17 protein-coding genes and 1 other RNA gene are annotated in these 20,006 nt (G+C 74.9%); 8 read left to right on the top strand and 10 right to left on the bottom strand.

What is annotated here, in order from left to right; all coding sequences use genetic code 11:
- Positions 1-9: 9 nt before the first annotated feature.
- The 5 genes from IH44_RS0118480 to IH44_RS0118460 all read right to left on the bottom strand — a co-directional run bounded on the left by IH44_RS0118480 (position 10) and on the right by IH44_RS0118460 (position 5,463).
- The gene (locus IH44_RS0118480; protein ID WP_030460710.1) at positions 10-1,740 is read right to left on the bottom strand and encodes a hypothetical protein; all 1,731 of its coding nucleotides are present in this window, start codon (positions 1,738-1,740) and stop codon (positions 10-12) included.
- Entirely contained in the window at positions 1,737-2,723 is a 987-nt protein-coding gene (locus IH44_RS0118475) for a protein phosphatase 2C domain-containing protein (protein WP_030460709.1), read from the bottom strand. The genes IH44_RS0118480 and IH44_RS0118475 overlap by 4 nt, the downstream gene beginning before the upstream one ends.
- Positions 2,723-3,403, bottom strand: a complete 681-nt coding sequence (locus IH44_RS0118470; RefSeq protein ID WP_030460708.1) for a hypothetical protein — start codon at positions 3,401-3,403, stop codon at positions 2,723-2,725. The genes IH44_RS0118475 and IH44_RS0118470 overlap by 1 nt, the downstream gene beginning before the upstream one ends.
- Positions 3,404-3,469: 66 nt before the next feature.
- The gene (locus tag IH44_RS0118465) at positions 3,470-3,829 is read right to left on the bottom strand and encodes a hypothetical protein (protein WP_030460707.1); all 360 of its coding nucleotides are present in this window, start codon (positions 3,827-3,829) and stop codon (positions 3,470-3,472) included.
- Entirely contained in the window at positions 3,826-5,463 is a 1,638-nt protein-coding gene (locus IH44_RS0118460) for a hypothetical protein (RefSeq protein ID WP_051817042.1), read from the bottom strand. Before IH44_RS0118460 ends, IH44_RS0118465 begins: the two co-directional genes overlap by 4 nt.
- Before the next feature lie 238 nt (positions 5,464-5,701).
- Here IH44_RS0118460 and IH44_RS0118455 point away from each other — a divergent pair, with 238 nt between their 5' ends.
- Both IH44_RS0118455 and IH44_RS0118450 read left to right on the top strand, forming a co-directional pair.
- Positions 5,702-6,100, top strand: coding sequence for an ACT domain-containing protein (locus IH44_RS0118455; protein ID WP_030460705.1), 399 nt, complete (start codon positions 5,702-5,704; stop codon positions 6,098-6,100).
- A gap of 152 nt (positions 6,101-6,252) precedes the next feature.
- A complete protein-coding gene (locus tag IH44_RS0118450) occupies positions 6,253-7,437 on the top strand; it encodes a serine hydrolase (protein WP_232795001.1) in 1,185 nt (394 codons plus the stop codon).
- Positions 7,438-7,460: 23 nt separating this feature from the next.
- On the opposite strand, the gene IH44_RS0118445 is transcribed toward IH44_RS0118450, so the two are convergent.
- Positions 7,461-9,209: a SpoIIE family protein phosphatase gene (locus IH44_RS0118445; RefSeq protein ID WP_051817041.1), complete on the bottom strand. Its 1,749-nt coding sequence runs from the start codon at positions 9,207-9,209 to the stop codon at positions 7,461-7,463.
- Positions 9,210-9,422: 213 nt separating this feature from the next.
- Here IH44_RS0118445 and IH44_RS0118440 point away from each other — a divergent pair, with 213 nt between their 5' ends.
- Positions 9,423-9,866 (top strand): hypothetical protein, encoded by a 444-nt coding sequence (locus IH44_RS0118440; protein WP_051817040.1) that lies wholly within the window; start codon positions 9,423-9,425, stop codon positions 9,864-9,866.
- A gap of 131 nt (positions 9,867-9,997) precedes the next feature.
- On the opposite strand, the gene IH44_RS0118435 is transcribed toward IH44_RS0118440, so the two are convergent.
- Positions 9,998-10,555, bottom strand: coding sequence for a heme-binding protein (locus tag IH44_RS0118435; RefSeq protein ID WP_030460701.1), 558 nt, complete (start codon positions 10,553-10,555; stop codon positions 9,998-10,000).
- Positions 10,556-10,883: 328 nt separating this feature from the next.
- On the opposite strand from IH44_RS0118435, the gene IH44_RS0118430 reads away from it, so the two are divergent.
- The 5 genes from IH44_RS0118430 to IH44_RS0118410 all read left to right on the top strand — a co-directional run bounded on the left by IH44_RS0118430 (position 10,884) and on the right by IH44_RS0118410 (position 16,380).
- Positions 10,884-12,077: a sensor histidine kinase gene (locus IH44_RS0118430; RefSeq protein ID WP_030460700.1), complete on the top strand. Its 1,194-nt coding sequence runs from the start codon at positions 10,884-10,886 to the stop codon at positions 12,075-12,077.
- A gap of 113 nt (positions 12,078-12,190) precedes the next feature.
- On the top strand, positions 12,191-12,835 hold the full coding sequence (locus IH44_RS0118425; protein WP_030460699.1) for a response regulator transcription factor: 645 nt from the start codon (positions 12,191-12,193) through the stop codon (positions 12,833-12,835).
- Positions 12,836-13,125: 290 nt separating this feature from the next.
- Positions 13,126-14,037, top strand: coding sequence for a carbohydrate ABC transporter permease (locus IH44_RS0118420; RefSeq protein ID WP_030460698.1), 912 nt, complete (start codon positions 13,126-13,128; stop codon positions 14,035-14,037).
- The gene (locus tag IH44_RS0118415) at positions 14,034-14,924 is read left to right on the top strand and encodes a carbohydrate ABC transporter permease (protein WP_081966959.1); all 891 of its coding nucleotides are present in this window, start codon (positions 14,034-14,036) and stop codon (positions 14,922-14,924) included. Before IH44_RS0118420 ends, IH44_RS0118415 begins: the two co-directional genes overlap by 4 nt.
- A 64-nt stretch (positions 14,925-14,988) precedes the next feature.
- Complete coding sequence (locus IH44_RS0118410; protein ID WP_030460696.1) at positions 14,989-16,380, top strand: ABC transporter substrate-binding protein; 1,392 nt, start codon at positions 14,989-14,991, stop codon at positions 16,378-16,380.
- Positions 16,381-16,455: 75 nt separating this feature from the next.
- Here the strand turns inward: IH44_RS0118410 and rnpB are convergent.
- The 3 genes from rnpB to IH44_RS0118400 all read right to left on the bottom strand — a co-directional run bounded on the left by rnpB (position 16,456) and on the right by IH44_RS0118400 (position 19,909).
- An RNA gene (gene rnpB, locus IH44_RS42885) (RNase P RNA component class A) lies at positions 16,456-16,856 on the bottom strand.
- A 51-nt stretch (positions 16,857-16,907) separates the two neighbouring features.
- Entirely contained in the window at positions 16,908-18,371 is a 1,464-nt protein-coding gene (locus IH44_RS0118405; protein ID WP_030460695.1) for an MFS transporter, read from the bottom strand.
- Between the two features lie 83 nt (positions 18,372-18,454).
- A complete protein-coding gene (locus tag IH44_RS0118400) occupies positions 18,455-19,909 on the bottom strand; it encodes an RNB domain-containing ribonuclease (protein WP_030460694.1) in 1,455 nt (484 codons plus the stop codon).
- Positions 19,910-20,006 lie beyond the last annotated feature (97 nt).

Here is a 20,006-nt window from a genome sequence, read left to right as displayed (position 1 = left end):
GCGGAGGGGTCAGTGGTTGCCCGGGTAGTTCGACGGGCCGGCCTCGTCGAGTGCGGCGCTGGCGGCGGCCTTCGTCCACTCTTCGAGGCTGCTGTCGTTGCCGAGGCTCAGGTAGATCGCCAGTGAGTGCAGCAGGTAGCGGTGGTGGTGGCCGCGGTAGCCGCTCTGGGTGGCGCCGGTGAGGTCGGTGCCGCCGTCGCAGAGTTCGGAGCCGGGGCCGGTCTTCGGGCACCAGAAGCCCCAGTCCGTGGTGGAGGCCCCGGCCAGGGCGTCGTCGGCGTCCTCGGCGGTCTTCCGGTCGGCGAGCGGGATCACCAGGACCACCACCATGATCCGGTCCTTGGAGTCGGTGTACGTCCCGACCACCTGCCGGTCGCAGCCGACCCGGCTCAGCACCGTCTTGACGTTGTCCGCGATGGTGCTGTCCAGGCAGCCCTGGGCCGAGCCGCTGTTGCGGGTGTACTCCACGCCCTTGGCGTCGGTGAACGACGTGGGGAGCAGCGCGTTCGCGGTCAGCGGGGTGCCGTCGGTCCGCGCGAGGTCCAGCGAGGCGGGGTCGAAGGCCGGGCTGCTCTCCACCGACGGGGTGGGGGACGGGGAGGGGCTCGGCGACGGGGACGGGCTCGGCGACGGCGACGGGGTCGGGGAGTAGCTGTAGGCGGGCGTCGCGGTGCGGCCGGTGTCCTTCCAGGGCTGGGCCACCAGCAGCAGGAAGCCCGCGAGCAGCGCGACCAGGGCGAAGGCCGGGGCGGCGGCCCGCACCCACCCGGGCTTCGGGGCGGACCCCGGCCCGGGCACGGGTACGGGTTTCGGGGCGGGCGCGGGCCCGGAGTCGGGGGCGGTGGCGGGGATGGTCGAGGCGGTCTCGGCGGCGGCCTGGAGGTGCTCGGCCCACTCGCCCGGGGCCGGCCGCCGCTGCGGGTCGGGGTCGAGGCCGCGGCGGGCCAGGTCGCCGAGGGCCGGGCTCAGCGCGGCCAGCGCGGCGGGGTCGGTGCTGCCCTGGTCGCGGGCGATCAGCCGGACGGCGAGCAGCGCGAGCTTGTGGGCGTCCCCGGCCGGGGTGGCCTTCTCCTCGCCGGGCGGCAGCGCCCAGTCCGGCGTCTCGGCCTGCGGGAGGACGCTGGCGCCGCGCAGCCGCATCGCGTCGCAGTCGATCAGGAAGCACTCGGGCCGGCCGTCGGCGGCGAACAGCAGGTTCTTCGGGGAGAGGTCGCCGACCGCGATGCCGAGCCGGTGCAGCCGTTCGAGCGTGCCGGCCAGGTCGGCCAGCAGCAGCAGGCGGTCGCGTTCGCTGACGGTGAGTCCGATGCCGGCCACGTACGCGTCGTCGTTGAGCAGGAACTCGAGGTTGGCCAGCCGCCGGGTGCCGCCGGACGGGCCGCGCAGGCTGCGGAAGTCGAACCGGAAGCGGTCGGGGGCGGAGCGCATCAGGAACCCGCTGACCTCGCCCGCCCGGCGGACCACCGCGGCCGGCCAGGCGGCCTTCTCGCACAGCCACCGGCCCTCGTCGCCGTCCAGTTCGCCGAGCAGGCCGACCATGGCGGTCAGTGCGGCGGTGTCGAGCGCGGCGAGCAGCTCCGGGGCGTACTCCTTGTAGACCACGTCCCAACCGCCGTCGGCGGCGGCCCGGTTGATCCTCCGGTTGGCCACCGCGTGGACGACGCCCTGGCCGCCCTGGCCCAGCCGCCGGTCCAGGACCAGGGCGGCGCGGTCGACGGAGCCGCCGGGGGCGGTGCTCACCGCGCCGCCGGGTCGCGCCGCCAGAGGGCGAGCAGGGTCCGGTCGTCGTCGAAGGTCTCCCGGGAGAAGTCCAGCACCTGGGCGAGCCACAACGGCGAGGGGGGCGTGGCGAGTTGACGGGCGAACAGGGCGCCGACCAGGCCGTCCCCGTCCCCCAGCGGGTCGCCGAAGCCGTCGGTGCCGACCAGCAGCACCTGGCCCGGCGCCAGCCGGACGGTGGCCTGTTCGAGCGGGTCGGGGACGCTGGGCAGCGGCCGGACCTCGTTGGAGACCAGCAGGGTGTCCGCGCCGGTCTTCGACGGGAACAGCGGCCGGTAGCCGCCCCGGTGCGGGTCGAGCAGCCAGGCGTCCGAGTCCCCGATCCGGAACAGTTCGACGACCGGTCCGGCCGGGTCCGGCCGGACCAGGCCCGCGACCAGCGTGGTCGCGTACAGGCCGGCGACCTCGGCCGGGGACGGGTCGGCGCGGTGCAGCCGGGCCCGGGCCAGCCGGTGCAGCCGCTCGGCGGCGTGCCCGGCCACGTCGCGGTGGTCGAGCGCGGCCGGGCTCCAGGCGAGTTGGAGCAGGATCCGCTCCAGGGCGGCCCGGCACGCCTCGGCGGCGCCGCGCTCGGCCCGGGTGGCGCTGGAGACGCCGTCGGCGACGGCGAACGCCACCGCGCCGCTGTCCCCGTGCGGGACGGCCCGGGCGGCGTCCTGCCGGGGGCGGCGGTAGTAGCGGTGCTGGGCGCCGCGGACCGAGGCCAGCCGCAGGGTGAACTCGGCGGTGGACCAGCCGTCGCACTCGGTGTCGGGCACGTCGTAGGCGTCCTCGCCGGGGGGCCTGGGCTCGAACTCGGCCCCGGGCGTGCCGACCGCGATCCGCTGCCAGGGCGGCGGCCCGGCCGGTGGCGGCCCGGACGGCGGGGGCGGGACCGGCGGGGACGGGAGCGACGGCGGCGGGAGCGGCGCGGGGGTGCCGCCGCCGCCCCCGTGCGGACCCACTAGCCGACCTCGTCGATGGCCATGGTGAACCGGTCCGGCCGGTTGACCACCAGCTGCGGTTCGGCGGAGTTCAGCGCGTGGCCGGAGGCGACCAGGCTGGCGGTGAGCGACTGGAAGAACTCGGCGACGGCCTGGCCGATGTCCGTCCCGGACCGGGCCACGAAGGCGAACTCCTGCCGGGTGGCGACCTCCAGCATGGTCCGGGCCTGGGCGTCGCCGATGCCGCAGGCGATGATGTTGGGGGCGGTGGGGGTGCGGGTCCGGTCGACGAGTTCGCCGTGCGCGCGCCGCCAGCCGTTGCCGTCGGTGGGCTGGCCGTCGCTGAGGAAGAACACCACCGGGCGGTGCACCTTGTAGCCCTGGCCGCGCAGCCACTGCACGTCGGTGGGGATGCGCTGCAGCAGGTCCTCGAAGACCGCCCCGTACCGGGTCGAGCCCCGGATGACCACCTCGGGCAGGGTGGTCTCGGTGCGCATGTCGGCGACCGCGAGCCGGACCTGCACGGTGTCGGAGAAGCCGAGCACGGCCAGCCGCAGCTTCGCGGCGATCATCGGTTCGGCCCGCAGTCCCTCGCAGAGCGAGACCAGGCCGTCGGACAGCTCCTTGCGGTAGGGGCCCATCGAGGCCGACTCGTCGGCCAGCACGTAGGCGGGCAACAGCACACCCCTGGTCTCGGCCACCCTCTCCCCCTTCACGTCGCCCGTGCGACACTCGGTTTCCCGTCCCGGGCCGTTGCCCGGCGGGCGCTACTGCAGCAGGGCCCGGACCGACTGCTCCAGCCCCTGGATCTCGGTGGCCACCGCCGCGGTGGCGGCCACTCCCTGGCCGGCCCGGGTCAGGTAGGCCAGCACCCGTTCCCAGCGCCGGGCGGGCGCGGCCACCTCCTGCCCGAGCTCCTCCGCGGCCCGCACCGTGGCGGGCTCGGCACTCTGCCGCAGCTGCTCGACCAGCGCCAGCACCCGCCGGACCAGGGCCTCCTCGTCCACCGCGGTGTTGTGGACGGTGGCCGAGGAGTTCTGGCCCGCGGCGATCCCGGCGCCGGTGATGGTGACCTGGGCGTTGCCGCTGATGTGCAGCCCGCCGGTGACGTTGCGCTGCTCGGTCATCTGTCCTCCTTCTTCCGGCCGCCCGGGGCCCGGCCGGCCATCCGCATGATCCGGCTGCCGACACCGGCGGCCACCGGGGAGTTGACGAAGCTGACGTTGGCGTTGCCGGAGGTGAAGATCCCCCCGTTGTAGATCACGTTCTGGCGCTCCCGGAGCTCGGAGACGTCCACCTGGTGGTCCGCCAGGAAGTCGGTGAGCGCGTCCAGCACCCGGCGCTCGACGATCTTGGTGTACATCTGGCTGTCGACCTGCTGGAAGTACCGGTGGAAGCCGGGCTCGGCCGCCGCCTCCCGGATGCTCAGCTCGGCGCCGTAGTTGAAGGCCCCCAGCGCGATCCGGCGCAGCTGCTCGCGCTTCTTGCGGCGCTCGGCCGGCCCCTCGGCCAGCCGGCCCAGCACCTCCCCGGGGGCGGCCAGCAGCCGGCCCGGCACGGCGGCGGCCGAGGAGCCGAGCAGGGTGAGCAGCTGCCGCCAGGTCGGGCGGTCGAGCAGGTGGTCGACCTGGTGGTACCAGTGGTGCAGCGGCGGGAGGACGGTGGTGCCGCCCTCGACGAAGAGCAGGTCGCGGGCCGCGCTCAGCGAGAACCGGGTGACGGTGCCGACCACCAGTTCGCCGCTCCAGCCGGAGACCGTGGTCATCAGGTAGGGCCGGGCCCGGCCCGCGCCGTCCTCGCGCAGCCGGTCGAGGGTGTCGGGGGGCAGGTCGGTCCGCGGCCGGCCGTCGGGCCTGGGCAGCAGCAGCCGTTGCAGCGCCGGGTCGAGCCCCTGGGCGAGGTCGGCGCCGTTCACGAAGACCCGTTCGGCGACCGTCACCCCGGGCAGTCCGAGGGCCCGCAGCACGCCGGTCACCTCGGTGTTCAGCTCCGCGAGCGTGAACGGGAGGACCTGGTCGGACTGTTCGTCGGGCCGGTCCACCGCGATGGTGAAGTTCCACGGGGAGACCAGCTTGCCGTAGCCGAGGAACGGGTCGAATCCGGCGAAGACCGAGACGTTCCCCTGCCGGTCCTGTGCGGCGACCTCGCCCAGCAGCTTCTCCTCGGCCGGCTGGGCGTGCGGCGCCCGGGCCGGGTCGAAGGCGTGCCGGCTCAGCCGGGGCCGCAGCACCCCGTAGAACGTGACGAGCCGTTCGGTCAGCACGGTCGCCCAGGCCACGACGAGCAGCAGCAGGACGAACACCGGCAGCGGCACCGGGGGCGGCGCCTGCAGGAGCAGCGGCGACACCAGCACCAGCGCGACGCAGGTGAGCACGCCCCGGGCGGTGGCCTGCCGGGCCTGCGCGGCCAGCGCGTACCGCAGGACGCAGACCAGGTCGACGCCCGGCGAGAACGCGACGGCCCGGTACGGCTCCTTGAGCACGGCGTCGACCACCCGGTTGCCCAGGGCCCCGTCCAACTGGACGGCGGCGCACAGGAACCGGGTCGCGTCCGTGGCCGCCCGCGCGGTCGGCTGCGGCGGCACCGCCGGCGGGGACGCCCAGGTGCTGCCGGCCGGCGCCGGAGCGGCGGGCGCGGCGGGCGCGGCCGGAGCGGACGCGGGTACCGCGGGCGTGCCGGGCCGGGCGAAGGTGGGCGTCATCGGCGGCTTCCCGCCGAGCGCCTCGGCGGGCGTGGGCTCCCCCGGATCGAACGTGCTCATTCGGTCACCGCCGAACGTCGAGCGTTCATGCTCCGAGCTTGCACCTGCCCGGGACGGTTCGGCAACAGGCTCCGGCGTTGTTACCAAACAAAGATGTTGGTCCGTCAATTACCTTCTCTGTTCCGGCAGTTGACACACCAGTGCGGCCTGCGGGGCGGAAGTGGCAGGAGTGGCGGACGCTGCGACACGGGGCCGCGCCGTCCCCGCCGGGCCGGTCCGCGCCCGCTACCGTGACGCCATGGCAGGCGAACACGACCTCGACGAACTGCTCTCCGGCATGGACCCCGTCCACAACCCGGGCCGCTACGTGTACTGCACCCTCCCGGGCCGGGTGCCCGCCGGGCTGCGGCCGGTGGTCACGGTGGCCGAACCCGAGGGGGTGACCTTCGTGGTCGCCCAGGAGGAGGCCGACGCGCTCGGCCTGCCGTACACGTACGTCGCCGCCTGGCTGACCCTGCGGGTGCACTCCGCGCTGGAGGCGGTCGGGCTGACCGCCGCCGTCGCCACCGCCCTCGCCGAGCGCGGGATCAGCTGCAACGTGGTGGCGGGCTTCCACCACGACCACCTGTTCGTCCCCGTCCACGAGGCCGACCGGGCCCTGGAGACGCTCAACTCGCTGGCGGCGTCCCGCTCCTGAGCCCTGGGCCTTGAGCTCTGAGCTCTGAGCTCTGAGCTCTGAGCTCTGATCCGGGCTCAGGGCCGCCGGGCCCGGCAGGCGCCCTGGCCCCGGCGGCCCGGGCGGGCGACAATCCGGAGGAAGGCCCCGCCGGTCCGGACGAGAGGGACGCCGTGTCAGCCGATCCGCAGCCGCCCGCCGACCGGCCCGCCCCGGAACCGACCGCCCCGGAACCGGCCGTCCCGGGACCGGCTGCCGCCGACTGGGTGGCCGGTACCGCCGCCGCGCTGGGCGCCGGGCTCGGGGCCGCGGTGGACGCCGGCCGGTTCCCCGGCGGGGTGCTGGTGGTCGGTCAGGCCGGGGCGGGCCGGGCGGTGGTGGGCCGCGGGCTGGTCGCCCCCGAGTGCGGCGACGTCCGCCCCGACGAGCACACCCGCTACGACCTGGCCTCGCTGACCAAGGTGCTCGCCACCTGGCCGCTGGTCGGCGCCGCCGTCCGCGCCGGACTGCTCGACCTGGACGCCCCGTTGCGCGCCGCGCTGCCCCGACTCCCCTCCCCCGGCGGCGACCTGACGGTGCGTCAACTGATGACCCACACCTCGGGGCTGCTCCCGCAGACCGGCCTGGCCCGCTACCAGCACACCGGGCGCCCGCTGATCGAGCACCTGTGCGCCGAGCCGCTGGTCTCGCCGCCCGGCGCGCACCACCGGTACATCGACCGGGGCTTCATCCTGCTCGGCCTGCTGCTGCCCGAACTGCTCGGCCGCCCGCTGCCGGTGCTCGCCGACGAGCTGTGGCGCGGACTCGGCCTGACCGCCACCGCGTACGGCCCGCTGCCGCGCGACGTCCGGCTCGCCCCGACCGAGCAGCGGCTGCGCGGCGCGCCCCGGACCTGGGGCATCCCGCACGACCCGAGCGCGGCCCTGCTCGGCGGAGTGGCCGGGCACGCCGGGGTGTTCTCGTCCGCCGCCGACCTGGCCGCCTTCGCCGAGCACCTGCTCGGGCCCGCGGAGCCGGCCGGGCCGCAGCCCGAGCGGGCCGGGTCGGCCTCGGCGTCCGCGCGGCCCGGACCGTCCGGACCGTCCGAACTCTCCTGGCTGCCCGGGTGGTTCGCGTCGAGCCGCCGCCCGCTGGCCGCCGTCGAACCCGGCTTGTCCCGGGGCCTGGCCTGGCTGGTCGCCGAACGGGGCCCGGTCGCCTACCACCACGGCTTCACCGGCACCAGCCTCTACCTCGCCCCGGACACCCGCCGCTTCGTGGTGCTGTGCACCAACGCCGTCTACCACGGCTGGGACCGCACCCGGCTGGCCGACCTGCGGGCCGCCGCGCTGCACGCCCTGCTGCCCGACGGCCGGTAGCCGCTGCCGGTCCGCCGTGCCGCTCAGCCCGGCCCGGTGCGGCGGCCGCCGGTCAGCACGGTCAGCACCTCCCGGTACCGGGGACGCCCCGGGTACGGGTCGGCGGGGGCGGCGGCGAGCAGCGCGATGTCGTCCTCGGCGGGGTCGGGGGCCCCGGCCAGGACGGCGTCCAGCAGCCCGGCGGGGCCCGCGCCGGCCGGCAGCCGCCGGGCGGTGAGCCGGGCCAGCGAGCGGTCGATGTCCTCGTCGCGGCGCTCGACCAGGCCGTCGGTGTACAGCAGCAGGGCGTGGTCGGGCGGCAGGACGACGGTGGTGGGGGCGTAGCCGTTCAGGCCGGTGCCGAGCGGCGGGCCGGGCTCGACCGGGAGCAGCGCGAGCTCCCCGGTGGGGCGGACCACGGCGGGCGGCAGGTGGCCGGCGCTGGCCAGCGCGTAGCGGCCGCGGGCGGGTTCGGCGTAGACCACCAGGCAGGTGGAGGGCCGGTAGTCGTGGACCTCGCAGGCGAGGTGGTCGAGCCGGGTCAGCAGCCGGTCGGCGGTGGGTTCGAGCAGCGCCATGGCGCGCAGCATCGCCTGGTAGTGGCTCATGTGGGCGGCGGCCTCGATGCCGTGGCCCATCACGTCGCCGATGGCCAGTACGGTGCGGCCGTCGGGCAGCGCGACCGTCTCGTACCAGTCGCCGCCGATCAGCGCGCCGGTGCCGGCCGGGCGGTAGCGGAAGGCGACGTCGAGGTCGGGGTGCGGGCTGCCGGGTTCGGCGAGCATGGCGCGTTGCAGGCGGGCGGCGACGTCGTGCTCGCGGCTGTAGCGGCGGGCGTTGTCGAGGGTGATCGCGGCGCGGCCGGCCAGGTCCTGGGCGGAGACGGCGTCGTCGGGGCCGAAGCCCGGGGAGGCGCCGATCCGCATCAGGGTGACGGCGCCGATCCGGTGGCCGCGGGCGGTGAGCGGCACCACCAGGCCGGAGTGGATGCCGATCTCCCGGTACAGGGCGACCCGGGCGGCGTTGGGGGCGGAGCGGCCGAACTCCTCGTCGCTCAGCAGGTTCTCGATGATCGGGCGGCCGGCCTCCAGGCAGCGGCGGATGGTGGAGCCGGGCTGGTAGTCGATGTGCTCACCGGGGGCGCCGAGCCGGCGGACCTGGTCGAGCAGTTCGGGGGCGGCGGCCAGCGCGGCGCGGCGCAGCCGGCGGCTGCCGTCGGGGCGCGGCCGGGCGTGGCTGCTGTCGGGGTGCGGGAGGAGTTCGACGGTGGCGGCGTCGGCGAGGTGCTCGACCAGGAAGGCGGCGAGTTCGCCGCAGGTGGTGTCGACGTCGAGGGTGGTGCCGACCTGGGTGGCGGCGGCGTCCAGCAGGGCGAGCCGGGACCTGGCCTGTTCGAGCTCGTGCTGCTGGCGGCGGGAGGCGGTGACCTCCAGCACGATGCCGACCAGGCCGACGGGACGGCCGTCCGCGCCGTCGATCCGGTGGTAGGCGCCGTGCCAGTAGCGGCGCGGCAGCGTGGACGCGGCCCGGGTGCGGCCGCTGGAGGTGACCTCGCGGGACCGGCCGTCGGCGAGCACGGCGCGCAGCACGTCCTCGCGGGCGTCGATGTCGGGGAGGAGTTCGGCGATGGTGCGGCCGAGGTGGTGTTCGGCGGGCAGGCCGTTCATCCCGGCGAGGGCGGGGTTGACGTAGCGGTAGCGCAGTTCGGTGTCGAGGACGGCGACGCCGGCGTCGGTGCCGTCCAGCACCTGGCGCAGCGGCCGGGGCAGGGCGCTCCAGAGGTCCTCGGCCATGGCGGGCGCACCTCCTCGCCGGGGCCCGGTCCGGCCGACCCGGCTCTGTGACCAGTAAACACAGCGCCAGGGGTTCGGGCGATCCGGTGCCGGGCGGCCGGGCGGGGCACCGGCGGGGGCCGCCGGATTCACTCGGACGGAGTCGCCCGAATGCCCGGGGGCGGGCGGTGCCGGAGGGTCGGGGGCAAGTGCTGCTCCGGCCTAGGAGGTTCCATGAGTTCGTCTGTCGGTCCGACCGCGACACCGCCCCCCGGCGCTCCCGCCGGCAGTGCCCGGGCACCCCGCAACAAGGGGTGGGTCTCCGGGATGGTGCTGTTCGCCGGTGTGGTGATGCTGGTGAACGGCATCCTCGAGGTGTTCCACGGGATCATGGCGATCGCCGAGGACGACGTGTTCGTCAGCACGCCGCGGTACGTCTTCCGGTTCGACCTGACCGGGTGGGGCTGGATCCACCTGGTGATCGGCGCGCTGGTCGCGCTGGTCGGCTTCTTCGTGATCCAGGGCGCGGCCTGGGCCAGGATCGCCGGTATCTTCCTGGCCTCGCTGAGCCTGATCGGCAGTTTCCTGGCGCTGCCGTACTACCCGCTGTGGGCTCTGGTGATCATCGCACTGGACGTGTTCGTGATCTGGGCGCTGTGCGTCTACCGGGAGGACTGAGCCCCCGCCCGCCCGTGCCGGTACGGGCACGCACCGAAGGGCCCCGCGGGCCCGCTCCGGGACGGAGCGGGCCCGCGGGGCTGTGCGCCGCCGGGCCGTGGGGGGCGGTCGGCGGCGTCACGCGGGGCGGGTCACTTGTTGAGCGCGTCCACGCCAGCCTGGGCGAACTGCTCGTCCTGGTCCGCGCTCGGGGCGCCGGCCACGCCGACGCCCGCGATCGGGGCGCCCTTGACCTGGACCGGGGCGCCGCCGCCCAGGAACAGGGTGCCGGGGATGTCCTTCAGGTTCGGGGCCTGGGCCAGGCGCTTGACCAGCTCGGAGGTCGGCGCGTTCCAGGACACCGCGGTGTAGGCCTTGCGCTCGGCCGACTCGAAGGCCTGCGGGCCGGAGCCGTCGCCGCGCAGCTCGACGATCACGTTGCCGTTGCGGTCGACGACGGCGACGGAGATCTTCTGGCCGGCCTTGGCGGCGGCGTCCAGGCTGGCCTGGGCGGCCTTGGTGGCGGCCTCGACCGTCAGGTGGGTGGACTGGAAGGTGTTCTTGTTCTGCACGTCGGAGTTGACCGCGGTGGCCGGGGCCGCGTTCGGGGTCTCGGCGTTGGCGGAGACGGCACCGACGACGCTGGCTCCGACCGCGGCGACCGCAACGGCACCGGTGACGACGCGGGTGCGGGTGCTCAGCTTCTTCATTTTCGGCTCCTGTATCGAGGGGGTTCGGTTCGGCGCCGGATTCCTGTGCGCTCCGGCCTCGCCATCCATACTTCGCCCCGGCACCCCCTCCCCGGATCGGCGAACCGGCTCGCTCCGCGGAGCATGATGGACGACAACCGTGTCAACCGATCGGTTGATGCGCGGGGCGCCGGCCCGGTCCACCATCGCTATGACGGGCGTGACGCAGCGTGAGAACCCGGGGCACCCGGAGCACACGGAGCACACGGAGCACACGGGGCAGCCGGAGCAGCCGGGGCACACGGCGCACCCGGAGTACACGGAGCACTGGGCACGTAAGGAGGCAGCCATGATGCGTCACCCCCTCTCCCGGGCGGTCGACCCGGACGCGGGCTGGCTCACGGTCGTCATGCGGCTGGCCTTCCTGCTGCTGCTCGGCACCTCGCTGGCCAGGTACCTGACGCACCACCTCTCCAGCCCGCTGACGCCCTGGGTGGTCGGGCTGAGCCTGGCGCTGGCCGTGGGCCACCTGTCGGGGCTGTCCGAGCGGCGGCAGGGCTGGCTGGCGGCGGTGCTGGCGAGCTGGGCGGTGCTGGTGCTGATGGCGCCGAGCTTCGCCTGGTGCGCGGTCCCGCTGGTGTACACGGTGCTCCGGGCGCTGCCGCCGCGGGCCGCGATCCCGCTGGTGACGGTGCTGACGGTGCTGGTGGTGGTCTCCGAACTGCGGCTGCCCGGCGGCTTCGACCCGACGATGCTGCTGCTGCCGCCCGCCGTCGCCGCGCTGGCCACCGCGGTGTTCCTGTACATGCAGCGGCAGGGCGCCCGGCAGCGGAAGCTGATCATCGACCTGATCCGCACCCGGCGGGAGCTGGCCGCGGTGGAGCGCCGGCAGGGCGCGCTGGCCGAGCGGGAGCGGCTGTCCGTCGAGATCCACGACACCCTCGCCCAGGGCCTGTCCAGCCAGCAGATGCTGCTCCAGGCCGCGGACCGGACGTGGGAGCAGGACCCGGCGGCGGCCCGCGGCCACGTCCGGACGGCCGCCTCGATCGCCGCGCGGAACCTCGCGGAGGCCCGCCGCTTCGTCCACGACCTGGCCCCGGCCGACCTCGCGGAGCAGGGCACCCTGGAGGCCGCGCTGGCCGCACTGGCCGACCGGGAGGCCGCCGAGAGCGGCCTGGCCGTCCGCTTCCACCTGGACGGCGCGCCCGCGCCGATGCCGGCCGCCGCGCAGTCCGCGCTGCTGCGGATCGCCCAGGGCGCGCTGGCCAACACCAGGGAGCACGCGCAGGCCGAGCACGCCTCGATCACCCTCTCCTACCTGGGCGACCAGGCGGTGCTGGACGTCGCGGACGACGGGCGCGGCTTCGCCCCGGGCCGGGCCGGGCGGGGCGAGCGCGGCGAGCGCCCGGCCGGCGGGAGCCGGGGGCACGGGCTCCCGGCGATGCGGGCCCGGCTGCGCCAGCTCGGCGGCACGCTGACCATCGAGTCCGCCCCGGGCGAGGGCACGGTGGTCTCGGCGGCCATCCCGCTGGAGGGCCGCTGAACCCGGGCCGGGGGCGCCGGGCACGGCAGCGGCACCGGCCCTGGCGGTGGCCCCGGTCCGACGGCCCCGGCCGGTAGCGTCGGCCGCCGAGGAGCACACGGAAGGAGCGGTTCATGAACGACACCGTCCGCAGCGACACCGTCCGGCTGGTCATCTGCGACGACCACGCCATGGTCCGGGCCGGGCTGCTGGCCCTGCTGTCCAGCGATCCGGCGATCGAGGTGGTCGGCGAGGCCAGCACCGGCGAGGAGGCGGTCTCGCTGGCCGCCGCCCTCCGGCCGGACGTGGTCCTGATGGACCTCCAACTCGGCGACGGCATCGACGGCGTGGAGGCCACCCGGCGGGTCCTCGCCGGGCCCGGCGAGAGCCACGTCCTGGTGCTGACCACCTTCGACACCGACACCGACATCAGCCGGGCGATCAACGCGGGCGCCACCGGCTACCTGCTGAAGGCCGAGAAGCCGGAGGAGCTGTTCGCCGCGATCCGGGCCGCGGCGGCGGGCCGGCCCGCGCTGTCCCCGCCGATCGCCTCCCGGGTGATGGCCCAGATGCGCTCCCCGCTCCCCCAGTTGACCGACCGCGAGCAGGACATCCTGGACCAGCTCGGCCAGGGGCTGGGCAACAAGGAGATCGCCCGGGCGCTGTTCATCAGCGAGGCGACGGTCAAGACCCACCTCGGCCGGATCTACGCCAAGCTCGGCGTGGACACCCGCTCCGGCGCGGTGGCGATCGCCAAGGAGCGCCGCCTGCTGCGCTGAACTCCCGCCGCACCAAAGCTCCTTGACAACCGAACAGCGACGACCGGCCCGGCCCGCCCGTACCGCGGCTCCCCCGCGCCGCACGGATCCGGCCAACCGCGGAATCCGGCGAACCGGTGACATCCGGAAGGTGCAGAAGTGGCGGGAGGGGGGTAGCCACACGGGGCCGCCCGGTGTGACGCGAACGCGTAAGAAACGCGACACGCTCCGCTCACCCTCCCCTCGCCGGCCTGTCGTTCGGGCGCGACACGGTTTGGCCGGAACCGACGTACGAAAGGCGGACGCGCCCCATGCCGACCGCACCACCCGCGCAGGCGCCGCCGCGCCGCCTCGGGGAGCACGGGCTCGCCTGGGCGTTCCTGCTGCCCTCGGTCGCCGTCTTCGCCCTGTTCATCGGCTATCCGCTCGGGCGCACCCTCTACCTCAGCGCGCACGCCAACGACCTGTTCGGCGCGCCCTCCCGGTACGTCGGCCTGCAGCACTACACCGACCTGCTGGCCTCGGCCGAGTTCCGCGACACCCTGCTCACCACCGCCCTGTTCGTGCTGCTGACGGTGGTGCCCGGGGTGCTCGGGGCGCTGTTCCTGGTGCTGCTGCTGGAGAGCCGGATCCGCGGCGTGCGGCTGCTGCGCTCGGCCTTCGCGCTGCCGTTCGCGTTCTCGGTGGCCAGCGCCTCGGTGGTGTTCTCGGTCTTCTACAACCCGGCCAGCGGGGTGCTCAACGGGCTGCTGTCGCAGTTCCACCTGGGTCCGGTCGGCTGGCTCACCGACTCCCGGTACGCGCTGCTCTCGGTCGCCGCGTCCACGGTCTGGATGAACCTCGGCTACAACGTGCTGGTGCTCTCGGCGGGCATCGGCTCGATCCCGGACGAGATCACCGAGGCCGCCCGGCTGGACGGCGCCTCCGGGCTGCGGCTGGCCCGCTCGGTGACGGTGCCGCTGCTCGGGCCCAGCCTGTTCTTCCTGGTCGTGGTCTCCACGGTGAACGCGCTGCAGAGCTTCGGCCAGATCCACATCCTCACCCGGGGCGGCCCGGACGGCTCGACCCGCACCCTGGTCTACTCCGTCTACCAGAAGGCGTTCGCCTACGGCTCCAGCGACTTCGGCACCGCCAGCGCCCAGGCCGTGGTGCTGCTGGTGGTCGTACTGGCCTGCACCGCCGTCCAGTTCGGCACCCTGGAACGGAAGGTGCACTACGCATGACCGCCGCCCTCACCGAGCCCGGGGCGCCCGCCGCCGCGCCCGCCCGGACCGCCCGCCGCCGGGTCCACCCGCGCAGCGCGCTGGCCGGGGCCGCGGTGTACCTGCTGCTGCTGGCCGCCGCGCTGACGGTGCTGTTCCCGGTCTACTACGTGTTCGCGGGCGCCTTCATGCGCCCGGACGAGATCGCCGGCTACCCGCCCGCGCTGGTGCCGCACTCGGTCACCGGGCGCAACTTCTCCGGTGCCGTGCACGCGGTACCGCTGGTCCGCCAGTACGCCAACTCGGTGCTGGTGGCGGGCGTGATCACCGCGGCGCAGCTGTTCACCTCGGTGCTGGCCGCGTACGCCTTCGTGTTCCTGCCGCTGCGGGCCCGCAAGCCGGTGTTCGGGCTGTTCCTGGCCACCCTGATGGTGCCGTGGGAGTCCGTGGTCATCCCCAACTACCTGACGCTGTCCGGCTGGGGCCTGGGGAACACCTACTTCGGGCTGGTGCTGCCGTTCCTGGCCTCCGGCTTCGGGACGTTCCTGCTGCGGCAGTCGTTCCGGCAGTTCCCGGCCGAACTGCGGGACGCCGCCCGGATCGACGGGGCGGGCCACTGGCGGTTCCTGTGGCGGATCCTGGTGCCGCTGAACCGGCCGGTGCTGGCGGCGCTCGCCGTCTACGTGTTCCTGTCCGCCTGGAACCAGTACTTCTGGCCGCTGATCATCACCCGCACCGCCGAGATGCAGACCCTGCAGATCGGCCTGTCCACGCTGCGCGACTCGGAGATGGCCGACCCCGGCCTGATCCTGGCCGGCGTGGTGCTGTCGCTGCTGCCCACGCTGGCACTGGTGGTGTTCGGCCAGCGCTTCATCGTCCGCGGCCTGACCACCGGCGCCGTCCGCTGACGGCCGGCCCTCCCGCTCCGCTCGACTCTCCCGGCACCCACCCTCGTAGAAGAGAGAAGAACCCGTGAAGAAGAGTGCCCGCGCGCTCGCCGCCCTGCTGGTGTCCGGCCTGGCCCTGACGGCCTGCAGCTCCGGCGGCTCCGGGGGCGGCGGCGCCTCCGGTGACGCCGCCGCGCCCGCCGCCTCCGCGCTCGACCAGGCGTCCGGGGTGACCACCGTCGAGTTCTGGCACTCGATGACGGGCAAGAACGCCGAGACGCTGACCGCGCTGGTCTCCCAGTTCAACGCCGCGCACCAGGGCAGGATCGAGGTGAAGCCGGTCTTCCAGGGCACCTACGACGACCTGATCGCCAAGTACAAGGCGTCGGTGCAGCAAAAGGCCACCCCGGCGCTGGTGCAGGTCTACGACATCGGCACCCGCTTCATGATCGACTCCAAGCAGACCGTCCCGGCCCAGGCGTTCGCCGACAAGGACGGCTACGCGCTGGACGACCTGCAGCCCAACATCCGCAACTACTACTCGGTGGACGGCAAGCTCGCCTCGATGCCGTTCAACTCCTCGGTGCCGCTGCTCTACCTGAACGACGACGCCTTCAAGGAGGCCGGCCTCGACCCGGCCAAGCCGCCCACCACGCTGGCCGAACTCGGCGACCTCGCCAAGCAGTTGACCAAGAAGGACGGCAGCGGGCAGACCGTCCGCTACGGCTTCGGCGCGGCCGTCTACGGCTGGTTCGTCGAGGAGCTGATGGCCGAGTCCGGCTCGCTGTACTGCGACAACGGCAACGGCCGCACCGGGAAGGCCGCCAAGGTCGGCTTCGACACCGCCAAGGGCGCCGAGATCGTCCAGTGGTGGGCCGACCTGGTCAAGAACGGCTACGCCGCCAACACCGGCCGTCAGACCACCGACGCCCAGGCCGCGTTCAAGGCCGGCACGGTGGCCATGCACCTGGAGTCCACCGGCGTGCTGCGCGGCTACACCGAGGCCGCCAAGTTCACCGTCGGCACCGCGCCGTTCCCGAAGACCGCCGCCGGCGACCAGGGCGGCCCGGTCATCGGCGGCGCCTCCCTCTGGATCTCCGGCCCCGGCCACTCCGACGCCCAGAAGCGGGCCTCCTGGGAGCTCGAGAAGTTCCTCACCGCCCCCGAACAGCAGGCCGCCTGGCACGTCGGCACCGGCTACTTCCCGGTCAACACCAAGTCGCTGGACGTCCCCACCGACAAGGAGTGGATCGCCAAGTACCCGCAGTTCCAGACCGCCGTCGACCAACTCGCCGCCACCAAGCCCACCCCCGCCACCGCCGGCTGCCTGCTCGGCGTCATGCCGCAGGCCCGCAAGGGCGTGGAGACCGCCATCGAACAGACCGTCTCCGGCTCCAAGACCGCCCAGCAGGCCCTGACCGACGCCGCCAAGGAACTCCAGCCCGCCATCGACAGCTACAACTCCTCGGTCGGCTGACCCCGGCCGTCCCCGCCCACGCCGAAGGGCCCGGCCGCGCGCGTGCGCGGCCGGGCCCTTCGAAGCGGAAGGCGGCGGACGAGTCGGCCTGTACGCCGGGTTCTGTCTCCCCGGTCGCTCGCGCGGCCGGGGGAGGCGGCCATCCATCTAGGGCTGCCGTTGCCGACAGCCTCGTGCGGTCTACCCGCGAGCTCGGGCGAGCAGCCCTCGAACACTCGCGCACGGCGCCCGGGGGCGCCGATCTTGACCTTGCTCCGAGTGGGGTTTACCGAGCCGGCCGAGTCACCTCGGTCGCTGGTGGTCTCTTACACCACCGTTTCACCCTTACCTGCTGCCGGAGCGGCAGGCGGTCTGTTCTCTGTGGCACTGTCCCGCGGGTCACCCCGGGTGGGCGTTACCCACCACCCTGCTCTGTGGAGCCCGGACGTTCCTCGGCGGGCCCCGAAGGGACCCGACGCGACCGCCCGGCCGGCTCGTCCGCCGTACTGGTCATCGTAGCCGCTCCGCGGGGCGCTCCCGTACGCCGGTCAGCGGGTGGGGCCCGCGGTGTCCTGGCGGGCGGGGGCGGGGAGGTGGTCGAAGCGGGCGGCGACCCGGGCGGCGGTGCCGGCCGCCCAGGGGGTGGTGGTGAACAGGCCGAGGAGCAGGACGGTCAGGCCGAGGCCGGTGATGATCCACCAGCCGGCGTGGGTGGCGGGGGTGAAGCCGCCGGCCGAGGCGACCGCGCTGGTGACCACGGTGCCGATCACCGCGACGCCCAGTGACTGGCCGACCTGCCGGCTGGTGGAGGCCACCGCGGCGGCCACCCCGGCCTGGGAGAGCGGCATGCCGGAGACCGCCGAGTTGGTGATCGGGGCGTTCACCAGGCCGAAGCCGATGCCGAACAGCGCGTACGCGGGCAGCAGCAGGAGCGCCGGGGAGTCGGCGGTGAGCCTGGTCAGCAGCAGTCCGCTGGCGGCGATCGCGGTGCCGGCGCCGAGCAGCGGCAGGCGCGGGCCGCGCCCGGCCACGAGCCGGCCGGAGAGCGGGGCGGCGAACAGGGTGAGTCCGGCCATCGGCAGCGTCCACAGGCCGGCCACCACCGGGGTGTAGTGGCGGACCTCCTGCAGGTACAGGGTGTTGAGGAACAGGAAGCCGCCGAGCGCGGCGAACGCGCAGACCGCGGTGACGGTGGCGCCGGTGAACGGGGCGCTGCGGAAGAACCGCGGGTCGATCAGCGGTTCGGCGACCCGGCGCTCCCACAGCGGGAAGGCGATCAGCGCGGCAACGGCGACCGCGGCCAGCGCGAGGATGCCGGGCGAGGTCCAGCCGTGGTCCGGGCCCTCGATGATCGCGGCGGTGCCGCAGCCCAGCAGCAGCACCATCAGCAGCTGGCCGACCGGGTCCAGCCGGCGGGCCCGGGGCGCCCGGGACTCCGGGACGTGGCGGTAGGTCAGCAGGCAGGCGACCAGCCCGACCGGGACGTTGATCAGGAAGATCGACGGCCAGCCCGCGGTGTCCACCAGGAAGCCGCCGATCAGCGGGCCGAGCGCCATGCTGATGCCGACCACGCCGCCCCAGACGCCGATCGCCCGGGCCCGCTCGCCCCGGTCGGTGAAGGTGTTGGTGATGATCGACATCGCCACCGGGTTCATCATCGACCCGCCGACCGCCTGCACCGCGCGGAAGCCGATCAGCCAGCCCAGTCCGGGCGCCAGGCTGCACAGCAACGAGCCGAGCACGAACAGCACCAGCCCGGTCATGAACACCCGCTTGCGGCCGATCCGGTCGGCCACCGAGCCGGCCAGCATCAGCAGCGAGGCCAGCACCAGGGTGTAGGCGTCGATCACCCACTGCAGGCCGGAGGCGGGCGCGTGCAGGTCGGTGCGGATCGCGGGCAGCGCGATGTTCACGACGGTGTTGTCCAGGCCGACGATGAACAGGCTGAGGCAGCAGATGGCCAGGATCAGCAGCCTGTGACGGCGGTCCGGCGCGGCGGTCGATCGGCTCATCGTCCGATCATCCCACCACTTCATGAACGCTTCCTGGACCCCCGGGAACCGCCCGGGCCCCGGGGCCCCTGTCCGCGCCGCGGCTACCCGTCCGCCGCCAGCGCGAACCGGACGGTGCGGGTGGCCGGGTCGGCCAGCGTGAGCCGGACGGTGACCCGGTGGCCCAGCGGCAGCCGGTCGGGGGCGTCGCACTTGGCGACCACCGCCGGGTCGCGCAGCTGCACGGTGCCGACGGTGGGGCGGCGCTCGTCCACGTCGACCACCACCGCCTCGAACTCCTCGCCCTCCCGGCCGCGCAGCAGCTCCGTCTCCACCAGGTCCACGCAGGCCCGCTCCACCTCGTGCGCCCGCCGGTCGCCGCTCTCCATCAGCCCCGGCACCAGCGGCAGGGTGTCGCGGACCCAGCCCGGCACGTCGGTGCCGCCCGCCACCGCCAGGCAGATCTCCAGCGCGTACCGGTCGCCGAGCCGGCGCAGCGGGGCGGTGCAGTGCGCGTACGGGGCGGCCAGCGCGGCGTGGCCCGGGTCGGCGGGCGGGGCGGTGCCGCGGGCGGTGTCGAAGGCCCGGTAGCCGGCGCCGCGCAGCAGGCCGGTGCACTCGTTGAGGAAGGCGGCGTCGGCGGTGCGGGCCGGGTCGAGGGAGCGGATCAGCGCCGGGTAGGGCAGGCCCGCGGGCCAGTCGACGCCGAGCGCGGCGGCGGTGCGGCGCAGCCGGGCGTACGCGGAGTCGGGGGCGGCGGGCAGGGTGCGCAGCAGGCCGGTGCCGGCGTCCAGCATGAGTTCGGCGGCGGCCATGCCGGTGAGCAGCGAGATCTGGGCGTTCCAGCCGTCGGCGGGGCGGGGCGCGCGGTAGCCGAGCCGGTAGCCGCCGTCCTCGGCCGCCACCTCCTGCTCCGGGACGGGCAGGCTGACGCCGCCGCGGGCCTGTTCCAGGGCCTCGCGCAGGGTGCCGACCTCGGCGAGCAGGACGAGCTGCTCGTCGGCGTCCCCGGCATCGAGCCGGCCCTGGACGGTGGCGTAGTCGAGCCGGCGGCGGGAGCGGACCCGGGCCCGGCGCAGGTCGGCGAGGACCAGCGCGCCGTCGGCGTCCAGGTCGAGCTGCCAGAGCAGGGCGGGGCGCAGCTCGCCGGGCAGCAGGCTGGCCGCGCCCTCGGAGAGCCGGACGGGGTGCAGCGGCACGTTGCCGTCCGGGAAGTACAGGGTCTGGACCCGGTGCGCGGCCTCGGTGTCGATCGCCCCGCCGGGGGCGACGTACGCGCCGACGTCGGCGATCGCGTAGTGGACGCGGTAGCCGCTGCCCCGGCGGGTCAGCCGCATCGCCTGGTCGAGGTCGCGGGAGTCCGGCGGGTCGAGGGTGAACAGGTCGAGGTCGGTGGCGTCGAACTCGGGGAGCCGGGGCAGCGCGGCCGCCCGGTCGGCCTCGGCGAGCACCTCCGGGGGCCAGTCGGTGCGGATCTCCAGGCGGGTCCTGAGGTCGGCGAGCTCGGTGTTGATCCTGGCGGTCTGGGCGGCCCGGACGCTGAGGTGTCGGCGCGGCATGGTCGCAGCGTAAGCGGCCGGGGCACCGGAGGCGTGCCGGGCACACGGGGAGCCGCGGGATGCGGGGCCCGGCGGGGGCGGGGCGGGACGCGGAACG

The organism is Kitasatospora sp. NRRL B-11411 (assembly GCF_000721345.1).
GTDB lineage: Bacteria > Actinomycetota > Actinomycetes > Streptomycetales > Streptomycetaceae > Kitasatospora > Kitasatospora cineracea.
The sequence above is the reverse complement of the archived record's forward strand: the minus strand, read 5'-3'. Positions and strand labels throughout refer to the sequence as shown.